Below are 20,297 nucleotides of genomic sequence, written 5' to 3'. Positions count from 1 at the left end.
CTACCCGGTGACCGTTACTAACGACTGCCGCTGCTGCTGCACCTCTAAATAGACAAGCAGGGCATTAATGTCGGCGGGGTTCACCCCACCAATGCGATAGGCTTGCCCTAGGGTCAGGGGGCGAATGGCACTCAGTTTTTCTCGCGCCTCCATAGAAAGGGTAGGAATGGCAAAGTAATCTAAATCCGCTGGCAGTGGCCGTTGCTCCTGCCGAGCGATCTGCTCAATTTCCCGCTGTTGCCGCTCAATATAGCCTGCATACTTAATGGCAATTTCCACCGCCTCTTTTTCCTGAGGGGCAAGATCGGCATTGCCCAAGCCATAGCGATCTAGCACCTCGTAATGGACCCCCGATCGCCGCAGCAGATCAGCGAGGGTAATGGCACTTTTAATCCCTTGGCCGGTGGCAGCCACAATCTGCTCACCTATGGGGTCGTGGGCTTTAAGACGCGTGGTTTCCAGCCGTTGACGTTCCGCCTTTAGGCGCTCTTGCTTGGCTTGAAAGATGTGCCACTGTTCCTCAGACACCAAGCCAATCTCATACCCTAGGGGGGTCAAGCGCTGATCGGCATTGTCGGATCGCAAAACCAACCGATACTCCGAACGACTGGTGAGCATCCGGTATGGCTCCCGCAGCTCTTTGGTACACAGATCGTCAATGAGGGTGCCAATATAACTTTCTTGCCGTGGAAACGTGATCATGGGTTTGCCCTGGGCAAACCGCGCTGCATTAATCCCCGCCACAATTCCTTGGGCAGCAGCCTCTTCGTAACCCGTGGTGCCATTGATCTGACCTGCACAAAACAACCCCTGAATTTTCTTAGTCATCAGGGTAGGAAAGCACTGGGTGGCCGGCAGGTAATCATACTCCACCGCATAGGCGGGGCGCAGCATAATGCAGTGCTCTAACCCCGGGAGGGTGCGCAGCAGTTGCAGTTGTAGGGGTTCCGGCAGTCCGGTTGAGAACCCTTGAATGTAAAGCTCAGGGGTGTCGCGGCCTTCGGGTTCAATAAAAATCTGGTGGCTGTCTTTATCGGCAAAGCGAACAATTTTGTCCTCAATGCTGGGGCAGTAGCGGGGGCCTTTGGCTTCTACCCAGCCGCCATAGACCGGCGTGAGGTGCAGGTTCTCGCGGATCAGTTGGTGGGTTGCTGCGGTGGTACGGGTAAGGTAGCAGTGTTCTTGAGGGCGCTCTACCCACACGCTGGGATCAAAGCTAAACCAGCGCACCTGCTCATCGGGGGGCTGGGGTTCCATTTTGCTGTAGTCCACGGAGCGGCGATCGACCCGTGCTGGGGTACCCGTTTTCAGGCGATCCACTTCAAACCCCAGTCGTGCCAAGGTTTGGGATAGCCCCTCTGCCGCAAACTCGCCAGCGCGACCGGCGGCCATAGACTTATTGCCAACCCAAATGCGCCCGCCGAGGAACGTTCCCGTGGTCAAAATGACGGCTTGGCAGCGAAAGGCAACACCAAAGTAGGTTTCCACGCCGATCACACTATCGTTGCCATCTAAGATTAGGTCGGTAACCATGCCTTCGCGCACTAGGAGGTTGGGCTGGTTTTCGACAATTTGCTTCATGAGGGCGCTGTATTCACGCTTGTCGGTTTGTGCTCGCAGCGCCCAGACCGCTGGCCCGCGGGAGGCATTCAAGAGGCGTTTCTGCAAGTACGTGCGATCGGTGATGCGGCCAATTTCACCACCGAGGGCATCCACTTCGTGCACTAATTGGGATTTGGCAGGCCCCCCCACCGCTGGATTACAGGGTTGCCATGCAATTTTGTCAAGATTTAGAGTCAGCAGTAGGGTGCGGCAGCCTAGGCGTGCCGTGGCCAAGGCCGCTTCACAGCCTGCATGGCCAGCCCCCACCACAATCACCGCAAACTCATCTTGAAACAGCGTGGACATGCCGCAAGACCCTAAAAGAACGTGGCACTACTGGAAAACCCCGCCAACAGTTGTACGAGAAACTGCAAAAGGAAAAAGGCAATAATGGGGGAAAAATCTAGACCGCCAATGGGAGGAATCAGCCCCCGAAAGATGTTGAGGTAGGGATCCGTTAGCTGGCTCAGGAAGGAAAAGGGCGGGTTGTACCAATTAACATTGGGAAACCAAGACAGGAGAACCCGAATTAAGAGGATAATGAGATAGATTTGCAAAAAGTTGGCAATCCCCATCAGTAGGATGGGTAAAACCGGTGCCTCGGTCATAGAACTCCTCTTGGCGATGCTGGCGGATACCCTTTATTCTACCCAATGCAGGCGGAAGCGAGACAGGCATGACAACAGAACACCCATGGTATGCGGCGGCTCAACTGCTACAACCGGCATTGATTCGCTTACTAGATCATTTGCGGCGACAATTAGAAACCTCAGGGTGGCAGGGGGAGTACGAAACGGTTGAACTGCCCACCTCAGAGCCGCAGGTGCTCTACTGGTTGCACTTACGGCGCGGCGATCGCCACCAGCGGGTTAATTTATGGGAACTGTGCTACGAAATCTGCTTTGCGGACTATACCCCAGACTTAGATTACGCAGGCATTCATGACTTTCAGGTGGGGGAGGTGACGGCTGATATGGGGTTATTGGATGCGGCAGGAGAGGTGGACTGGCACCAACTTGATCAAAAAGCCCAGCGGGTTGTGGCTGCGATGTTCGCAGGGCTAGAGTATCCCCTTGACTAGTCGCTATTGCTGAAACAGGTTAGGATCAGCACGGTTTGGTTGGGCAACAAGCAGATATGGGTGCTGGATCAGCAACTGTAGAAACAACAACAGCAGGCTGGAGCATTGAGGCCAGTGAGCAACTGTACCGCATTCAAGGCTGGGGGGAACCCTACTTTGGTATTAATGCAGCCGGCCATATCACCGTCTCGCCGAAGGGCGATCGCGGTGGATCACTGGATCTCTATGAACTAGTGCAGGCTCTGCAACAGCGCAATATTGGCCTGCCGATTTTGCTGCGCTTCTCCGATATTCTTGAAGATCGCATTGAGCGGCTGAATGCCTGTTTTGCCCGGGCGATCGCCCGCTATGGCTATAACGGTACCTATAAGGGAGTCTTTCCGGTTAAGTGTAATCAGCAACGCCACATCATTGAAGCACTGGTTCGCTTTGGTCAGTCGCACCAGTTTGGCCTTGAGGCAGGGTCTAAGCCAGAGTTATTAATTGCCCTAGCGATGCTCACGACCCCAGGTGCCCTTCTCATCTGCAATGGCTATAAAGATCGCAGCTACATTGAAACAGCGATCCTAGCGCGACGACTAGGACATACCCCCATCATTGTCCTTGAGCAACCGGAGGAGGTTCCAGAGGTCATTGCCGTCAGCCAAGCCCTAGGGATTGACCCCATTGTCGGCGTGCGGGCAAAGCTCAGTACCCAAGGGGTGGGGCGGTGGGGCACCTCTGCGGGCGATCGCGCCAAATTTGGCCTCACCGTGCCGGAAATTTTAACAGCAGTGGAGCAGCTACGCCAAGCCCAGATGCTGGACGCTCTCCAACTGTTGCACTTTCATATTGGTTCGCAAATTTCTGCCATTAGCGTGATTAAAGATGCCATTCGCGAAGCGGGGCAGATCTACGGTGAACTGGTGCGCCTCGGTGCTAATATGCAATACCTCGATGTGGGCGGCGGCTTAGGCGTTGACTACGATGGCTCCAAAACCAATTTCCATGCCTCCAAAAACTACAGTATGCAAAATTACGCCAGTGATGTGGTGGCCGAGATCAAGGAAGCCTGTAGTGAGCGCAATATTCCCGTACCAACTCTCATTAGCGAAAGTGGGCGCGCCATTGCCTCCCACCAATCGGTGCTGGTGTTCAATGTATTGGGGGTGAGCAGCGTACCCAAGGTCGTACCCGAGGCGGCAACGGCGCAGGAGCATTTAATTATTCGCAACCTCTACGACACGTACCAAAGCATTGATGTGAGCAACTACCAAGAAGCCTACAACGATGCCTTGCAGTTTAAGAGTGAAGCCATCAGTCTGTTTAACTTTGGCTATCTAAGTTTGCCGGAGCGCGGACGGGCAGAGCAGCTATTTTGGGCCTGTTGTAGCAAAATTCTGGCGATCGCCCGCCAACAGGACTACGTACCCGACGATCTCGAAGACCTTGAAAAGATCATGGCCTCTATCTACTACATCAATCTTTCGGTGTTTCAGTCGGTACCCGACAGTTGGGCGATTGATCAGCTTTTTCCGATTTTGCCGATTCACCGACTTGAGGAGGAGCCAACAGAGCGAGGAATTTTGGCGGATCTCACCTGTGACAGCGACGGTAAAATCGATCGGTTTATTGACCTGCGGGATGTCAAGTCGGTGCTGGAGCTGCATCCCTTGCGGCCAGGGGAACCCTACTATCTGGGGTTATTTCTGAATGGTGCCTACCAAGAGATTATGGGCAACCTCCACAACCTCTTTGGTGATACCAATGCTGTTCATATTCGGCTGACCCCCAAGGGATATGAAATCGAGCACTTGGTACGAGGCGATACAATGCAAGAAGTACTGGGCTATGTTCAGTATCACGGGGACGCGCTCCTTGAAAATATTCGCCGCCGTGCCGAAGATGCCCTTGCCGAGCAGCACATTACGCTAGCGGAGGCACAACACCTCCTAGAAAACTATGAGCGGAGCTTACGCAGTTACACGTACCTATCGACCTAGGGGGATCTATGCTGGGAACCTTTCAGTCGAGCCACCTGCGCATTGAAATGCCAGCTACGGCAGCGCAGTTGACCGCCTACTTAACGGAGCCAACCCAGATGCGTCAATGGCTGTGGCCGCTGCACATTGACACCAGCAGCGATCGCCTCAACGAAGGATGCCAGTTTACAACCCAGTTGGGCTGGCTCACCATTGAGCACAGGGTAGAGCTGGTCAGTGACCATCGACTGGTGTTGGTGTTACGACGCGGGATCGAGGGCTGGCAGGAATGGTGTTGGGGAGAGGGATGGGTGCAATCCTGTGTGGAAGGCGTAACACTCCTGCCCCTTGAACTGGGTCAAACCCTGCTATTGTGGCGGCTGCGTGCTGCCCTATCCCCCTAAATCACTGCATGATTTGTGAGGTATCGGTTCCGTTGAAGAGTTCGCGATCGCCCCTTGTGCGCGTCAGTTTAATCCTTTGTGTCCTGTTGCTAACCAGTTGCGAAGGCAGTGGCCTGCAAAACCTGTTTGCCGCCGATTCCAATGCCGATCAGTGGGGCGCCAGCCCATCCCCTAGTCCTGCCACCACAACCTTGCCCCAGACCCTGCGCTTCCCCAATGCCACACTCCTAGAGACTCAGCCCCTTGCCAACGATCCGAACACAATTCAAACCCGCTGGCAAGCCTCAGCACCAGCGATCGCCATTCAGCAGTTCTATAGCGAACAGTTTCAGCAAACTAACTGGCGGCTGGTTGAACAACAGGTTGCTGATAACAGCATGACCCTCAAGGGCGTTGGTGCCGATTTAGAAGTAACGGTAACCATTAACACCGCCACCACCAATAACACCACTGAATTTACCGTAGCCTATCGACCCACAACGACTACCACAACGACTAATGGAGAGTCCGCGCCAACGCCATCGCCAACAACGGCACTCACCCCGCAAACCTTCAGTGATCTTGACGCTGCTCCCACACCATTCCAGCCCGCCATCCGCGAACTAGCGGAACTGGGCACATTGCCGACCTCCGGCAATCAGCTAGATCCCAATAGCCCAATTAGCCGCAGTCAATTTGTCCGCTGGTTGGTGACTACCTACAACCGATTTTACGAAGATCGCCCCGCTCGCCAAATTCGCCTAGGCACCAGTAACGATGATCCGGTTTTTCAAGACGTGCCCCGCCAACATCCTGATTTTGCCTATATTCAGGGCTTGGCCATGGCTGGATTTTTACCTAGCCCGCTAACCGGTGATGCGAGTGCTTTGTTTCGTCCCGATGCCCCCCTCAATCGCGAAACCCTCTTGCAGTGGAAGGTTCCCCTTGATCAACAGGGGCAGCTCAGCCCCAGCACCATCGATCGCATCCAGCAAACGTGGGGCTTCAAAGACAGCACCCGTATTGCCCCGAGCGCAGTCAACGCTGTGGCTGCTGACTACCTTGCTGGCGATCTCTCTAATATTCGCCGGGTGTGGGGGCAAACCCTACTGCTGCAACCCAAGAAAGCGGTGAGCCATGCCGAAGCAGCCATGGCGCTATGGTATATCGGCAATGGCAGCGATGGCCTTTCAGCCCAAAGCGTTTTACAAGCACGCCGCAGCTAGTTTACGGGGGCAACTTGTGTCTCTCTCTCGCGTCTGCGCGTAAAGCGTACCTCAATCCGACGGCGAGAGCTATCTGGATTGCGATTTGGTGGGGCAAGGTTACCGTTAAGCAGGTAAAGTTGTCCGGCAGAATAGGCATAAAACTGTAGATTTTTGAGTTCGGGGTTCGTGGCTTGCACCTTGCGCAGTTCGTTGGCGATCGCCAGTGCTCGCATTGGTAGTCCTAGACAGGTTAATGATGCATTGTAAGCATGGATGAAATACCAGATTGCACCAATATGATTTTCTAGAGATTTTGAGAAGGATAAGGTTTGGCGGACTCATCGAGACACCCGTTGCCTCAGGGTGTTGTTCAATCGTTCAATATAGCTAGTCTTGCCACCATCCTTCCCAACCGCTCGATGGCGCTTGCTCGGTAGCACTGCTCCGTAAGCTGCCCAAAAGTCAGTGGAAGCCACTGCACATTGACGATACACCGCAGGCAATGACTCCCACATGTGACGAGCAGCCGTTTCATCCCGTACTCCAATATACCCCCCACAATTTCATGAGAGTCCGCATCAATCGCTAGCCATACCCACTGTTTATTTCCCGTGCTACCCACAAACGACCATAACTCATTGCATTGAATGGTTAGCCGCCCCTTTTTTTCGATGTCACCTACATATAACAGGGCACCGTCGCATATTTATCATTGACATAGGTTTGTAACCATCGGTCTGACACTTGGGCAGCACGGGCAATCCCCACTAGGGAGACCCGTTCGAGTAGCAAGCGGTCAATCAATGCACGAGTGTCTTGGTGAATGACTTTTTTGCTAGGTTGCTCAATGAACTGTCATCCGCACTCATGGCATTTAAAGCGGTGTTTGCCATTGTGGATGTGGCCAGTCTTGACCGTTTGGGATGATGCACATCTAGGACAGACAGGTATAGAACCGTAACTCCGTCAAACCTTACTTCTCCATCATTACATTTTTGGGACTACCCTGTATTCTTGGTCACCCACCGCCACCGTAACTGTCCACGGAAGTTGCTGCCTCAGCCAGCGAATGAAGAAAAACAGGCCGCCGCCTCCCACAACCATTCCAAGCAAACTCACTAGCAGCAGTTGCCACCAAAGTTGTACCCAAAGGTAGCTATTCACAAGGCAGACTTCACCACCACCGGGTTTGGGGGTACAAAATTCCTGTACGGTCGGAGGAATATCAACAACAGTAAGCTGAAACTGCCCCGGCTGGATACTGCGTTGGGTCATGGGTAAGGTCCCCAGCCATTGGCTCCGCTCGTCTGCCCTAGGGCTGTTATGGATGCCGCAGGGGCTATTGGGAGCTTCAGTCCACCGTTGTGATTCACCTTGAGGAATGTTCAGGGGGGCATCGGTTAACCAAATGACTGACTGTGCCTTAATGGGCTGTTGCTGTTGAAGTCGCCTTTGATTCAGTTGCGCAAGGTACCGATAAACGTAAAGCTCAGCACATTGAATATCGGTGCCGCGCTCGGGCCCAGCATTCATGGGAATGACTTCTAAAATTTTGGGAATGTCCTGTTCCCCTTGATACTCAATCGTAATGGGCGATCGCGCCGTCGTAGCAAAGGGAATGATATGGATTGTGTCCCCTTTATTAAGGGTTTGTTCAACAATGTGGCGCAAGTGGAGCCGTCCCGAATCGTTAAGACCTACGCTTTCCGTCAGGTCGATCGCCAGTGCCACATCTCGACCTCCCCATAACTGCACCCAATCCAGTCCTTTCTGTTGTAGAGGGCTTAAAGGTCGATTACCAAGAACGACAGGGGAAGTCATAGGGAAAGTATGCCCAAAGTTGTTTTGATATTAGGATGTCAGCGCTCAAATGTCAGCCCCTTCTGCCCTAGCCCTGCCTCGTTCAAAAATGTCCGTTAGGCTGAGATGACGTGACAGGATAGGAGTAGTCGTCGGTGGCGAGTGATGCAGCAGCTCAATTTCTTGGACTCTCAGGACGCGTCAGTCCAGCTTACACCCCAAATTATCGACATCCCTGATGCCAGCGTTATATTCTACGAGCAATTTTTCAGTGCTATAGACAGTGAACACATCTATTCAGAATTGCTGAATCAGACTCCGTGGCGGCAGGACTCAATCACCCTATTTGGCAAAACAATGCTTGTGCCTAGACTTACTGCTTGGCACGGCGATCCGGAGAAATCCTACACCTACTCAGGAATTACAATGGAGCCGGAACCTTGGACACCGACTCTGATGATGATTAAAAACGCTATCGAGAGCGTGTGTGGTGTGAGTTTTAATAGCGTCTTGATCAACCTCTATCGGGATGGAAATGACAGCGTTGCCTGGCACAGCGATGATGAACCGGAGCTAGGAGAGAACCCGATCCTTGCCTCAGTGAGTTTTGGGGCAACGCGGAGGTTTGCATTCAAACACAAGAGGAACCCTCACCTGAGGGTGTCGTTTGATCTCAGTGCCGGTAGTTTGTTAATCATGGGTGGAGCGACTCAGCACTACTGGTTTCACCAAGTTCCAAAAACGTCAAGGAACGTCGCACCGCGAATCAACTTGACCTTTAGGATCATCAAGACGTTCCTCAATTAAGGAGTTCAGTGGCGATCGTTAGTAAGCCAAGTTTGAAAGCATTAGAGAATGAATACTCCTCCACCTGCTACGCGAGGTGGCGGTGTCTTAATTAGAAGGATTTATTCAATCAGCAATGCTGACAAGTTGACTGGATGAAAGAGGCATCCTCCGCCTTTAGGCAGGGGGAGGATGTCAGAACCACAAAAAAGGGAACCCGATGATGAGTTCCCTGCATGCATTACGATTGAGCGAAGGAGTGTCTAGAAACTAAAGGTGGTTCGCACTGCCCCGACAACAATAGGATCGTTGTTGGAGTTACTGTTGGGGTTAATAATGGCAATGATACCGGGAGTAATCGAGATATTCGGCATCACTGCAAACCGGTAGAATCCTTCTAAGTGGAACGAGTTGAACGCCGTACGACTCACTGGCGTTGCCGGTAAAGGCGCAGGCAAATTAGCGACGAAGGTGTTGCTCAGGCTAATCGTTTGCGGTGGCTGACCAAAGATAAAGCCCAACACATCCCCTTTATTCCATAGATCTGGAGAAGCAAGGGTGACCGCCCAGTTCAGCACCTCAGCGCTGTTGGCACGAGTCGGATAGTCAAAGTTGTTTTGTACACCATTCACACTCGAATAGCCAACCCAACCAGCAATGTTCAACTTCTGAATCGGGCGATAGGTAAACTGGAACCCTAACGTGTCTGCCGTGCTGTTCGCAAAGCTAATACGGGTCGGGTTAGCCGCTGAGAAGTTCCCTGTGCTGCCGGTACCGCCAAAGGGGTCGAGGCCAAAAGAGCGCACATAGGTTAAACCCAGGGCAACATTTTTAACCGGGCGCACATCTACTTGTGCCAGCGCGGCATAGGCACCATTAAAGAAACCGTTGGTATTCCCCACTGCATTGTTGAACCCTGCAGGGTTACGGTCATTACGGAAAGGATTATCAGAGGTGGGGGCAAGATACCCGATGTTCAGGGTCACCCCAGTCCCCCGCTCTTTGTTTTGCACGACATCGTACTTAAAGGTAACCCCCGCTGCGGCTGCGGCATTTCCTGCACGATAGATGGGGTTGAAGCGGCCAAAGCGAGACAACGCACCCGTATCGCTGGACTGCAGCAGCGGGTTAAAGTTGAACACGTTATCGTTGAACTCACCCCCTACGAAGTCCAGCACCATGAAGCCACGACTCGTCACAGGGAAGCTATAAAACGCTTTTTGTAGGGTAAAGGCATTAGCTGAAGTACCGTCATATCCTAACCGCCCCATGTTCGTGCCAGTCAAACCCGCATAGCTCAGGATGTTTGCTGACTGCAAACGCAGGCGCAGGCGGTCTTTGCCGTAAAAGCTCGTATCAAAGTTAATACGGGTTCGTTGGTTAACAACAGGGTTGTCGTCAACGGTTAGCCCGGGGTTAATCAGTCCGGGGGCTACGGCACGGTCATTCGTCAGCACATCCGACACGTTGAAGATGACAGTGGCACTCAGTTTGGTCATGGTAGCAAACTGGGTGGCTTCTAGGTTGGCAACCCGGCCTTCTAGGTTGGTGACCCGACCTTTCACAAGTGCCAGTTCGTTGGCAAATTCCTGCATCAGTTTTTGCAGGGTGGCCAAGTCTTCTTTGGTGGCAAAGCGATCGCTGATTACATCCAAGCAAGCGTTTAAGGCAGCCGCTAGTTCATAACGGGTGGCGGCGCGGTTTCCCCGGAAGGTGCCGTCTGGATAGCCCGCAATACAGCCATATTTTTCGACCAAGGAGGCTAAGGCTTGGTAGGCCCAGTCGGTCGGGCGCACATCCGAAAGTTGGTTAACCGAGGTCACTTGGGGTAAGTTGCGTTGGATACCCAAGCTCCGCTCCTGTGGCTGGGATGCGGCGGGGGCAATAACTGGCCCAGATTCTAGTTCTGCCACTGAGGGCATGGGAGCCGCCGTACGCCGATTCTGGGCAATTAGCTCAGAGGTTGTGGGCAACGTTGTTAGGGGTTGCGCCCCAGGGGTGGAGACTTGAAACTCTGTGGCGCTGATAGTCGTCAAAGAGCTATCGGCAGCGGTGGCTGCACTGGTGAGCGTTCCCAATACGAAAATCGGCGAGGCCAAAGCCAAGCCTAAAACAATACGAGACATACGTTTTACTCCCTTCACTCCTCAATGAACTTGACTTGGCCAGAGGACAGGCTCCCAACCAAGACAAAGTCTTAACTCCAGTCACCATCTATAGTACTAAGACATCAACGGGACTTATGCACGGTGCAGAGGTGGGTTCAATACGAACTTTTGATCTCTGCCCTAGCAAAACTCATTACCACGAGTGTAGCACTCCACCTTTAGACCCTCAAGGTTCAGGTAGCTCTTTGATCGAGGTAATTCAGCGTGGTTCTAGAGTAACACCCAGCATAACTCTTTAGGAGCTATGAGGTAGGGTACTTCTAGTCTGGTTTTACTGTACAAACATTGAGGTTATGTCAGGGTTAAGCACGGTTTAAGTTTTGCTGTTACTTTCTTTAAGCTGAGGGGGGTTTCTTTGTTTCGGAGGTGCTCCAGCTATTGCTGACGGACTGGCCAATGCCTTGTAAAATCCCCCGGCCAATCAGTCCTAGCCCGCGGCCAATGACTTGGGTCAGTAGGTAAATGACCCCTTTGCCCACCCAAGCGACCACAGCACGCACTGGTGGCGCAAGGGCATCCCGGGTTTCTAGGGCAAGGGTGAGGGCGTAGGGAATGCCTTCGAGTTGTAGCAGTTCCTGTTGCCGTGGGAGGGTGAGGGTAAATTCCTGAATGCCGCGATCGCTCAGGCGCAGCAGCACCAGCCGGCTTTCAAAAATATTTTGGGGTTCTTTGACCCACCGCTGCCACCGGTAGTGCCAGGAGAGGGTGTTACGGAAGCGTTCCATTTCGCGGCTAGAAATGTACTGAGCACTAAAAAAGGTTTGCTGGATGGGTGCGCTGTAGCACAAGCGATTGAGCAAGGGGTAAACGATAGCATTAGCAAGAGTCAGTAGCCAATGATCCAAAAGGACATCAAGAATGTCCAAGGTCTCTGGAGTGCTGTAGCGGTAGGTGTGCTGATTGATATTGAGGGGATGCTGCCACAGCAGATGCGCCAGAAACTCCGGTACTAAGGGCAGCGGCGCTAGAAAGACGTCTGCTACAATATCGGCATCGGCTAATAAGGTGTCAATTAGATCGCGATCGCCCCCAAGAGCTAGGTAACGGTAGGGGCTAAAAAATTCCCGTAGGCTCTGCTCCCACAGATCCCGTAGTAGACGATCGCGCCGGTGCTGCAAAAAGTCTTGAGTCGGGGGTGTTGCTTGCAGCGTCCGCACGAATGCATCCCATTGCTGCACAACGGTATAGAGTAACTCCCGCCGTTGTGGCACCCTGAGCACATCTAGTTCGAGGGGGCGGCTGGTAAAGTTAAGCAAGTCTGACTTGGCTCGCTCTAGACAGCGGTCAACGAGTGTAGCTCGTAATTCCACCGTTGGCTGCGGCAGATTGAGGTGCACGGGCGGTGGCGGAGCGCTGGGCTGGGGTAAAAAGCGGGCAACTAACCAGCGAGCGGCACGAATTTCACGGTGTCGCCCTTCGCATATTAGGCGCTCAAGGGAACCAAGGCTAGCCTGACCCAAGTGCTGATCCAGTGCTCTCAGCCATGTGTCCATTTCCATTAACCCCTCCTGTAGCAATTGGTACCGCCAGCGATTGAAGGGGTTAGGAAACAACGCTTTCAGCGGCGGGTCTGGGGGGGKCAGGGTATGGATGATCTCTCCTTGGGCAATGGCTACTACCCCTGCCACCAGTTCACTTAGGGCAATCTGGCGGGGGTAGATGCCTTCCACGCCAGCCTGTTGGGCTGGTTGCACCAATTCCAGAGCCGCTGGACGCACCGTCAGAATCACCCGTAGGTTTGGATAATGGCGTTTGATCCACTGCCATAGCCATGGCGTTGCCGCATCATTCACGGTGGTTTGGGCATCGCATAGGAGTAACCACGGCTGGCGATCGCTGTCTAGGGGTGCTGTCTTAAGGTAGGTGATCAGATCATTGCCATCGCTAAACACCAAGGGTTCAACCCCAAGCTGCTGGCGAATTCCCACCGTCAGTCCTAGTCGCACCACCTCCTCCCCTTCCACAAGGAGCAGGCCAACGGAGGGGGGTGATGGTGTAGGAGTACTCGTCATAGTTGCCTTATAGCGGTGGTTAGCCCATGTTCCCAGAGCGACTATTGAGATATTGACTTACCAAGCGCGCCATGACAATAGCTGAGTACATCTGACCAAAAATCGCCTCTAGGTTGGCGATCGCCATCCCAAAGGGAGTGGTTGGCGTAATATCCCCATACCCTACACTCGTGAGGGTCGTAAAGCTAAAGTACAACAAACTAAATAAACCGTCTAAATGCATAGGCTTGGAGAAGCTGTGAGGGTAATAATCGAGCAACATCCGATAAATAAAAAAGAACGAATAGCCCACCAAAAAATAAACACAAACCCCCCCACGAATCGAGTCACCAGTAATCACATTGGCTCTGAAAATTCTTCGTAAAATAAACACAACGGCCATGGCTGTGATTCCCAAATGAAACCCATTGAGCACTAAAGAGATATGCGGATAGTCAGCATCAAGCAGTACCAGCACCACTTCCACCAAACCGACCGCAACGGTCATCATGAGAAAAAAAACTAACGTCCGTACCTGAACCTCAAATGTGCGTAGGGTAAGAGCCACCGCCAGAGACACAAGAGCAATATAGGTCAACATCGATGCACTTTCACCATCGATCAGCGTTGGCAGGATCAACAGCAGAATTTGCGTCACCAGTAATTGAGTATATTTATTCTCAAGGATAAAATGATGTGGTTTGTAGGTCATGGGACAACACCGGCGGCAGGATGGGCGTCTCTCCTTGCAAAAAACAAAAAAGTAAGGGGCAAAGGATTGCTCTTACGATACGGTAAAGCTATTGTCGCGTACAGATGCAGCAACCCCGTAAAATAGAGGTTGAATGGCTAGAGGATGCAGTAGTCTTGAGTAAAGCGGAACGGGATGCCCTTGACAACAAACTGTCGCAGCGGTTTATTCACCTTGATCCAGCGGGTTACTTCATCATCTACATTGATCACGAGCAGCAACGCATCTGGATGAAGCACTACCCCAATGCCATCAATGAAAAAGGCTTAGCCGTTGATCCACAGACGGGGGAACCTATCCCCACTAAGGGGAAGGTACTGCGGGAACCGGATGTGGTGCTCAGCGGTCGTACGGCAAAGGAGTTGTGCATTGAACTCTTTGAGAAAGAGCGAGAGTTCGTCACAATGTTTGACCATGCGGCTTACCTTGGCCGCGAGCTAATGCGGGCGCAGTTCTGTTTGGACGAGGGCATTGAGTATATTCAAGATTAGACCATTCATGATTAGCCAAACGGGTCGGCAACAGCAGTGGCGGCTTTGGCTGGGGCTAGCGGTACTAGGGCTGTGCGCTCTTGTGGGGATGGGGCTAGGGGCGATCGCTGCCCCTGATTTTAGTGGCACTGTGGATGTGTTACCCCTCAACGCCCAGTTAGGGGCGCAAATTTATCTGCGGCGCTGCGGTACCTGTCACTTGGCTCTCCCCCCAGAAACCATGCCCGCTGAGGCTTGGCAAGTCTTAATCCAAGATACCAATCACTATGGGGCAACCCTACCCCCCATTCCCCGTCCGGAAATGACCCCGCTGTGGAACTATCTGCGCACCTACTCCCGCGCCTTGGGTGCTGATGCTCAGATTCCTTTTCGGCTGGGGCGATCGCCATTTTTCAGAATTTTGCATCCCCGGGTGGAGTTACCAGACACCGTGACCCTTGGCAGTTGCAGCCAGTGCCATCCCAAGGCCACGCTGTTTAACTTTCGGGAGTTGACCCCAGAGTGGCAACATTCCCCCTAGAATGTTTAGCGAAAGGTGAATTCCCCACCGCCTCATGTTTTCTGCGTCATCGAGTCGCTATTCCAGTCGCGCCCAACGCCTGATCACCCGCCGTCGCTGGCTGATGCAGGAGTGGTTGACGGTCTTGGCACTTTTCCTATGGGCAATGGTCTTTCTCAGCTATTGGCTACAGGGGCGGCTGGGGTTACTCATTCACCCCAATTACTTTGCCTTGGCGATCGCCGCTGGGTTTCTGTTGCTCGCAGTGAGTGGTTGGCAAAGCTGGCGGCTGTGGCGAGGTGCCACTGCGCCGATGCAGCACGTTACCCTGTTGCCACCGGCTTGGACACTTGCCATCTTAATTGTGGCAGCAGTCATTAGTTTGCTCATTACCCCCCGTCCCTTTAACAGCGATACTGCAATTCACCGTGGCCTTGACGAAGGGTTAACCGTCACCCGCAATAGCCCCGCCACCTTTCGCCTTAACCAACGACCGGAGGATCGCACCCTCATTGATTGGGTTCGCACCCTCGATGTCTATCCTGAACCGGATGCCTACGCAGGCTTACCGGCTAAGATTGATGGCTTTGCGGTTCACAGTCGCCAACTTCCAGACAATTACCTGACACTGACGCGATTTGTGATCACCTGCTGCGCTGCCGATGCTTACCCGGTGGGCTTACCTGTTAAACTGCCGCAACCCCGCCAAGCCTATCCCCAGGACCAATGGTTCCGCGTTGAAGGGCAAATGGCGACGGAAACCCTAGGAGAGCGACGGCAACTGGTACTGGTGGCAACCACCATTACCCCTATTCCGGAACCTGATAATCCATTTATGTACTAACTCGAATGCTGTTCCATCTGGTTCACTTACCGTACTGGATTGTGTTGGGGATGGGGATTTTACTCTTTTTGACCGTCATTGTTGGGGATATTGGCGACGAAGACGCAGAGGTGGATACCGATGCTGATGCCCTTGAGGTGGACATCGATGGTGAAGAGGGCATGTCCCTGTTGACCCTACTGCACTGGCTAGGCGTGGGCAGAGCACCTCTGATTTTGCTACTTGCCCTAGACTTTAGCTTTCTTGGGCTTCTGGGGTGGTTATTGAATGTGCTGTTTTATCTGGTCAATGGCAGCTGGCCGATGGGGGGGTGGGGGGCACTCATTGCCATCGTGGCGATTGGGAGTTCCCTCGGTCTTGGTAGTCTCTGCTCCCGGCCATTGGGACGGATTTTTGCCCAGTTTAGCGAGGATACCAGTGGCGATCGCCTGTTGGGGTGTCAAGGGCATGTCAGCTCTGCTCAAATTCCGCCCAGCGGAGCTGGCATTGGCCAAGTCAGCGTTTTAGATGCAGCGCGTAACCGTTTGACGGTGCCTGCCGTGCTACCACCGTGGGCAACCGTTATCCCCCAGTACCGGCAAGATGTCCTCATTATCGATCGCCAAGGCAGTGAGTATGTGGTGATTGCTAAAGACAGCTTAGACGAAGGACTATGGCTGCGCCAGCAAAAGCAACCCAGCGACGAACAACATTCCTAGGCACAGCCTACTTGAGTTCCCTGCCAAAGGGAAGTAAGCCCAAAATCATCAGCTTGAAGTGCTGCTGGGCAAAGGGCAGACCAATCACAGTAATGGCTAAGATCACGCCCCAGATCAAATGATTGAGGGCAATCCCCCAACCAATAATAAGTAACCAGAGAATATTAAAGATCATGGTTAGGGTACTATTGGCACTGGGCAATTCCACAATCTCTTTGCCAAAGGGGAGCAGGGTACTCCAGCCCAGTTGAATGGCTTTCAGGCCAAAGGGAATCCCAATAATGGTTAGACAAAGGCTCAGACCCCCAATCATATAGCCAATGCCAGTAAATAGCCCCCCAAAGATTAGCCAGATCAGATTGCCAAGCAAGCTCATGGATCTGTTCCTCACCAATTGCATGTACTAGCCTTAGCCTAGCAAGTGCATGTACTAGCCTTAGCCTAGCAAGTGCCGTTGCCGCCATGATCACCCGTATTAGGAATGCTTATCCCCGATTCCTTAAGGAAAGTTTATATTGGAGAAGTAAAGGCGTAATGTTTGGTAATGCCCATGACCCTTGCTGCACTTATGGTGACGCAGGCTGAAGCCCTCCGCGGTCTGTTTCAGACATTGACGGCAACCAGTTGCCCCTACCACTACAACTTTCATCTCCACACCATTTATTCCGATGGTCAGCTCACCCCACAGCAAGTGGCGCAGCAGGCAATGATTCACGGTCTAAAAGGGTTTGCCATTACGGATCACCATGCCCTCGAAGGCTACTTCCAAGCCCGAACCTACGTTGAAGCCTACCCAGGGAGCGATCGCCCCCAAGTGTTCACCGGCATTGAAATCACCGCCCAACTCCTTGACACTGAAGTCCACATCCTTGGCTATGGCTTTGATCCTAACGCACCTGTTCTCCACCTCTACGCCATGGGGTCTGCCCCCCAAGGGGAGTTGGCACGGGCAGAGCGGGTGATTGCTGCCCTGCACGAGGCGGGTGGCTTAGCAATTTTGGCACACCCCGCCCGCTATCGACTCCCTGCCGAGCAACTCATTCCTGCCGCCATTGCCCGTGGCATTGATGGCATTGAAACCTATTACTGCTACGGCAACCCCGATCCGTGGGAATCAACCCCAGAGACCACAGCCATTTTCCACCAAATTGCCGTAGAGCACCAGTTACTCGAAACCTGCGGCACTGATACCCATGGGCAAGACATCCTCGTACGGCGCTAGATGACAGGCACCGAACTTCTCATCACGGTGGGGTCGATCGCCATTACATGGTTCGTGCTGCGCTGGCTAGTGGGGGTGATGAAACTGACCCTAGGCACAGCCCTGAAAGTTGCCGCTGTGGTCTTATTGCTGCAACTCGTGTTTGGGATTGGCCCAGAGCGACTCTGGGAATACTGGCGACAGTTGTGGTCAAGTATCACCAGCCAATGAATTCCAAAGCTACTTCACGGTTTCTGGAAGGGTATGCTACGCTCTAGTGTGATCTGAGCGACCTATCCTCGTGCGATCGCCAGTTTACTTGATCTTACAACCGTTAGGGAGAAACCGTCCGTGTCCCATTCTGTAACCCTCATCCGTGGTGATGGTATTGGTCCTGAAGTTGCCGAGGCCACTCGTACAGCCATTGACGCAACGGGTGTGAAAATTGACTGGTTAGTCGTGGATGCCGGGGTGGAGATGATGGAGCGCTACGGTACTCCCTTGCCCGATGAGGTAATCGACGCCATCAAGACTACCAAAACCGCCATCAAAGGTCCAATTACGACCCCAGTGGGCACCGGCTTTCGCTCTGTGAATGTGGAAATTCGCAAGCGGTTAAACCTCTATGCTAACCTCCGTCCCGCTAAATCCATTAGGGGGGTCAAAAGCTACTTCCAAAACATTGATCTGGTGATTGTCCGCGAAAACACTGAAGATCTCTACGCTGGGATTGAGTTTGAGTACACCAGCCCGGAAGCCGCCAAAGCCCGTGCCTTTTTAAGTGAACTGGCGGGCAAGCCCATCCGTGACGATGCAGCCATTGGCGTGAAGCCGATCTCAGTCGGCGGCAGCGATCGCATCATTGAGTTTGCCTTTAAGTACGCCCAAGCCAACCATCGCAAAAAAGTGACCGCCGTACACAAGGCTAATATCATGAAATTTACCGATGGCCTGTTTCTGGAGCGGGCGCGGCAGATTGCCCCCCACTATCCAGCCATTGAGTTTGAAGACCGCATTGTTGACAACATGTGCATGCAACTCATGCAAAAGCCGGAACTCTACGATGTCATGGTGATGCCCAATCTCTACGGCGATATTCTTTCAGATTTGTGCGCAGGGATGATTGGCGGCCTTGGGGTTGCCCCCGGTGCCAACATTGGCGATGAGTATGCGGTGTTTGAAGCCATCCATGGCTCTGCTCCCAAGTATGCTGGACAAAACAAAGCCAACCCCACTGCCCTCATTTTATCGGGGGTTCTGATGCTCCAACACCTTGGGGAAATGGAGGCCGCCCACCGCCTGCAAGCTGCTGTGGAAAAAGTCATCGGTGAGCAGAAATCGGTGACCTACGATTTAGCCCCTCCCGGCCAACCCCCCGTCGGCACCCAAGAAATGGCAGCGGCCATTGCTGAGTACGCTGCCCCCTAGCCCACCAGCAGGTTCTCCTCAGGGTACTGAATATTAGACGGGCGCGGATCACCCATGATGGCGGCCATCAGCAGCAGAATGCCCACCCGTCCAGCAAACATCGTTACCACTAACACAAATTTAGAAAACACCGTCAACCCACTCGTAATACCGGTAGAAAGGCCAACGGTTGCAAAGGCGGAGACCGTTTCAAAAAGGATGTTAATAAAGTTGATCTCCGGGTCGGCGATCGCAATCAAGGTGGTTGAAATCAGCACCGTAAACATCGAGCCAACGGTCACTGCCACAGCTTTCATAATCAGGGTGGGGGGCACTTGGCGGCGATAGAGCAGCACCACATCCTTACCTTGGAGCGTTGATTTGGTAATCCCAGCAAGAATACGGAACGTCGTTGTTTTAATGCCCCCTGCCGTACCGCCAGGACTACCGCCAATAAACATTAAGGCAATCATGATAAAGAGGCCGCTGTTTCTAAAGCTGCCAATGTCAACGGTGTTAAAGCCTGCGGTGCGAGCAGTTACCGACTGAAACCACGCAAGGAGTAGCTTTTGATCAAGGGAAAACTGACCAAACGCTTCTGGTGACCGGAACTCCGTTAGCAAGAGCATTGCTGTTCCTAAAATCAACAGTATCCCCGTCGTACTGGTGACAATCTTGAAATTGAGACTAAACGTCATTTGGCGAGCCTTACGCACTAAGTAGCGAGGTCGCCCCCAGTGCCGTAAACAGTCGGTCAGCCACAGGTAAAATTCAAAAATCACGTCATAGCCAATGCCACCAAAAATAATCAGAGCAGAAATGACAAAGTTGAGCGGCACTGAGGTTTGGTAACTCATTAGGCTATCGCTAAAAAGGCTAAACCCGGCATTATTCCAAGCACTGATACTGTGAAAGACTGCTAGCCATAGTCCCCTTAAATCCCCGTAGTCTTGGCGAAATACGAACCAGAGCAACAACGTACCGGTAATTTCAAAGAGGAAGGCCAACCCCAAAATTGAGCGCACCAGTTGCCGCGCCCCCTGAATGCCCCGTCGGTCAAGAGCCTGTTGTACCGCTATTTTCTGCCGCAAATTAAACTTCCGTCCTAGCAAAATAATTAGAAAGGTGGTGGCGGTCATATACCCTAAGCCTCCCACCTGAATGAGCAGCAAAATGATCAAATGACCAAAGGTCGAAAAATGCGTCGGGGTATCAACGATGATGTGGCCGGTCACGCAGACCGCTGACGTGGCTGTAAATAGAGCAATGACAAAGGGGTTCCACTGGCCGTTACTGGTGGACCACGGTAGCCATAGCAACAGCGTACCCACCGTAATGACGGCTAAAAACCCTAGGCAGATCGTGCGCGGAACAGTGAGCATGAGATCAAGGAGATCGATAGAGGGGTTCCACGCTAATCTATCAA

The 20,297-nt window shown here is 52.8% G+C and carries 21 protein-coding genes and 1 pseudogene; 12 read left to right on the top strand and 10 right to left on the bottom strand.

Annotated elements, in window-relative coordinates; all coding sequences use genetic code 11:
- Entirely contained in the window at window positions 1-1,908 is a 1,908-nt protein-coding gene (gene mnmG / locus L5220_RS06570; RefSeq protein ID WP_499572455.1) for a tRNA uridine-5-carboxymethylaminomethyl(34) synthesis enzyme MnmG, read from the bottom strand.
- An 11-nt stretch (window positions 1,909-1,919) separates the two neighbouring features.
- Window positions 1,920-2,210 (bottom strand): YggT family protein, encoded by a 291-nt coding sequence (locus L5220_RS06565; RefSeq protein ID WP_099799200.1) that lies wholly within the window; start codon window positions 2,208-2,210, stop codon window positions 1,920-1,922.
- 68 nt (window positions 2,211-2,278) lie between these two features.
- On the opposite strand from L5220_RS06565, the gene L5220_RS06560 reads away from it, so the two are divergent.
- The 4 genes from L5220_RS06560 to L5220_RS06545 are packed head-to-tail and all read left to right on the top strand — an operon-like array spanning window position 2,279 to window position 6,253.
- Window positions 2,279-2,683 (top strand): hypothetical protein, encoded by a 405-nt coding sequence (locus L5220_RS06560; protein ID WP_448514534.1) that lies wholly within the window; start codon window positions 2,279-2,281, stop codon window positions 2,681-2,683.
- A gap of 56 nt (window positions 2,684-2,739) precedes the next feature.
- Window positions 2,740-4,665 carry a biosynthetic arginine decarboxylase gene (gene speA, locus L5220_RS06555; RefSeq protein ID WP_448514537.1) on the top strand — a complete coding sequence of 642 codons (1,926 nt, stop codon included), beginning with the start codon at window positions 2,740-2,742 and terminating at the stop codon, window positions 4,663-4,665.
- Between the two features lie 8 nt (window positions 4,666-4,673).
- Window positions 4,674-5,048: a hypothetical protein gene (locus tag L5220_RS06550; protein ID WP_099799198.1), complete on the top strand. Its 375-nt coding sequence runs from the start codon at window positions 4,674-4,676 to the stop codon at window positions 5,046-5,048.
- A gap of 8 nt (window positions 5,049-5,056) precedes the next feature.
- Complete coding sequence (locus tag L5220_RS06545; protein WP_499572453.1) at window positions 5,057-6,253, top strand: S-layer homology domain-containing protein; 1,197 nt, start codon at window positions 5,057-5,059, stop codon at window positions 6,251-6,253.
- Here L5220_RS06545 and L5220_RS06540 read toward each other — a convergent pair.
- The 3 genes and pseudogenes from L5220_RS06540 to L5220_RS06530 all read right to left on the bottom strand — a co-directional run bounded on the left by L5220_RS06540 (window position 6,250) and on the right by L5220_RS06530 (window position 8,056).
- Window positions 6,250-6,468, bottom strand: a complete 219-nt coding sequence (locus tag L5220_RS06540; protein WP_499572512.1) for a hypothetical protein — start codon at window positions 6,466-6,468, stop codon at window positions 6,250-6,252. The two genes, L5220_RS06545 and L5220_RS06540, sit on opposite strands and share 4 nt — an antisense overlap.
- 18 nt (window positions 6,469-6,486) lie before the next feature.
- Window positions 6,487-7,186: pseudogene (locus L5220_RS06535) on the bottom strand (IS1 family transposase); the annotation flags it as partial.
- 36 nt (window positions 7,187-7,222) lie between these two features.
- On the bottom strand, window positions 7,223-8,056 hold the full coding sequence (locus L5220_RS06530) for a hypothetical protein (RefSeq protein WP_499572451.1): 834 nt from the start codon (window positions 8,054-8,056) through the stop codon (window positions 7,223-7,225).
- 144 nt (window positions 8,057-8,200) lie between these two features.
- Between L5220_RS06530 and L5220_RS06525 the strand changes: the two genes are divergently transcribed.
- Window positions 8,201-8,842, top strand: coding sequence for an alpha-ketoglutarate-dependent dioxygenase AlkB family protein (locus L5220_RS06525; RefSeq protein WP_499572449.1), 642 nt, complete (start codon window positions 8,201-8,203; stop codon window positions 8,840-8,842).
- A gap of 242 nt (window positions 8,843-9,084) precedes the next feature.
- Here L5220_RS06525 and L5220_RS06520 read toward each other — a convergent pair whose 3' ends face one another.
- From L5220_RS06520 to L5220_RS06510, 3 genes are all read right to left on the bottom strand, one after another.
- Window positions 9,085-10,947, bottom strand: a complete 1,863-nt coding sequence (locus L5220_RS06520) for an iron uptake porin (RefSeq protein ID WP_499572447.1) — start codon at window positions 10,945-10,947, stop codon at window positions 9,085-9,087.
- A gap of 377 nt (window positions 10,948-11,324) precedes the next feature.
- Entirely contained in the window at window positions 11,325-13,001 is a 1,677-nt protein-coding gene (locus L5220_RS06515; protein ID WP_499572445.1) for a DUF3685 domain-containing protein, read from the bottom strand.
- A 19-nt stretch (window positions 13,002-13,020) separates the two neighbouring features.
- Window positions 13,021-13,692, bottom strand: a complete 672-nt coding sequence (locus L5220_RS06510; protein WP_499572443.1) for a potassium channel family protein — start codon at window positions 13,690-13,692, stop codon at window positions 13,021-13,023.
- Window positions 13,693-13,796: 104 nt separating this feature from the next.
- Between L5220_RS06510 and L5220_RS06505 the strand changes: the two genes are divergently transcribed.
- The 4 genes from L5220_RS06505 to L5220_RS06490 are packed head-to-tail and all read left to right on the top strand — an operon-like array spanning window position 13,797 to window position 16,263.
- Window positions 13,797-14,222, top strand: a complete 426-nt coding sequence (locus L5220_RS06505) for a DUF4346 domain-containing protein (protein ID WP_448527742.1) — start codon at window positions 13,797-13,799, stop codon at window positions 14,220-14,222.
- Between the two features lie 7 nt (window positions 14,223-14,229).
- Window positions 14,230-14,742, top strand: a complete 513-nt coding sequence (locus L5220_RS06500) for a cytochrome C (protein WP_499572441.1) — start codon at window positions 14,230-14,232, stop codon at window positions 14,740-14,742.
- A 34-nt stretch (window positions 14,743-14,776) separates the two neighbouring features.
- The gene (locus L5220_RS06495; protein ID WP_499572439.1) at window positions 14,777-15,565 is read left to right on the top strand and encodes a TIGR03943 family putative permease subunit; all 789 of its coding nucleotides are present in this window, start codon (window positions 14,777-14,779) and stop codon (window positions 15,563-15,565) included.
- A 5-nt stretch (window positions 15,566-15,570) separates the two neighbouring features.
- Window positions 15,571-16,263, top strand: a complete 693-nt coding sequence (locus L5220_RS06490) for a DUF1449 domain-containing protein (protein WP_499572437.1) — start codon at window positions 15,571-15,573, stop codon at window positions 16,261-16,263.
- A gap of 7 nt (window positions 16,264-16,270) precedes the next feature.
- On the opposite strand, the gene L5220_RS06485 is transcribed toward L5220_RS06490, so the two are convergent.
- Window positions 16,271-16,639 (bottom strand): YccF domain-containing protein, encoded by a 369-nt coding sequence (locus L5220_RS06485; protein WP_448515370.1) that lies wholly within the window; start codon window positions 16,637-16,639, stop codon window positions 16,271-16,273.
- A 174-nt stretch (window positions 16,640-16,813) separates the two neighbouring features.
- On the opposite strand from L5220_RS06485, the gene L5220_RS06480 reads away from it, so the two are divergent.
- The 3 genes from L5220_RS06480 to L5220_RS06470 all read left to right on the top strand — a co-directional run bounded on the left by L5220_RS06480 (window position 16,814) and on the right by L5220_RS06470 (window position 18,892).
- On the top strand, window positions 16,814-17,485 hold the full coding sequence (locus tag L5220_RS06480) for a PHP domain-containing protein (RefSeq protein WP_448515371.1): 672 nt from the start codon (window positions 16,814-16,816) through the stop codon (window positions 17,483-17,485).
- Window positions 17,486-17,695 carry a hypothetical protein gene (locus L5220_RS06475; RefSeq protein ID WP_499572435.1) on the top strand — a complete coding sequence of 70 codons (210 nt, stop codon included), beginning with the start codon at window positions 17,486-17,488 and terminating at the stop codon, window positions 17,693-17,695.
- Window positions 17,696-17,815: 120 nt separating this feature from the next.
- Window positions 17,816-18,892, top strand: coding sequence for an isocitrate/isopropylmalate dehydrogenase family protein (locus tag L5220_RS06470; protein ID WP_499572433.1), 1,077 nt, complete (start codon window positions 17,816-17,818; stop codon window positions 18,890-18,892).
- Here L5220_RS06470 and L5220_RS06465 read toward each other — a convergent pair.
- On the bottom strand, window positions 18,889-20,253 hold the full coding sequence (locus L5220_RS06465; RefSeq protein ID WP_448515374.1) for a TrkH family potassium uptake protein: 1,365 nt from the start codon (window positions 20,251-20,253) through the stop codon (window positions 18,889-18,891). The genes L5220_RS06470 and L5220_RS06465 overlap by 4 nt on opposite strands.
- Between the last annotated feature and the right edge of the window lie 44 nt (window positions 20,254-20,297).

The sequence above is a fragment of the Synechococcus sp. PCC 6716 genome, assembly GCF_022570815.1.
GTDB lineage: Bacteria > Cyanobacteriota > Cyanobacteriia > Thermosynechococcales > Thermosynechococcaceae > Thermosynechococcus > Thermosynechococcus lividus.
The sequence above is the reverse complement of the archived record's forward strand: the minus strand, read 5'-3'. Positions and strand labels throughout refer to the sequence as shown.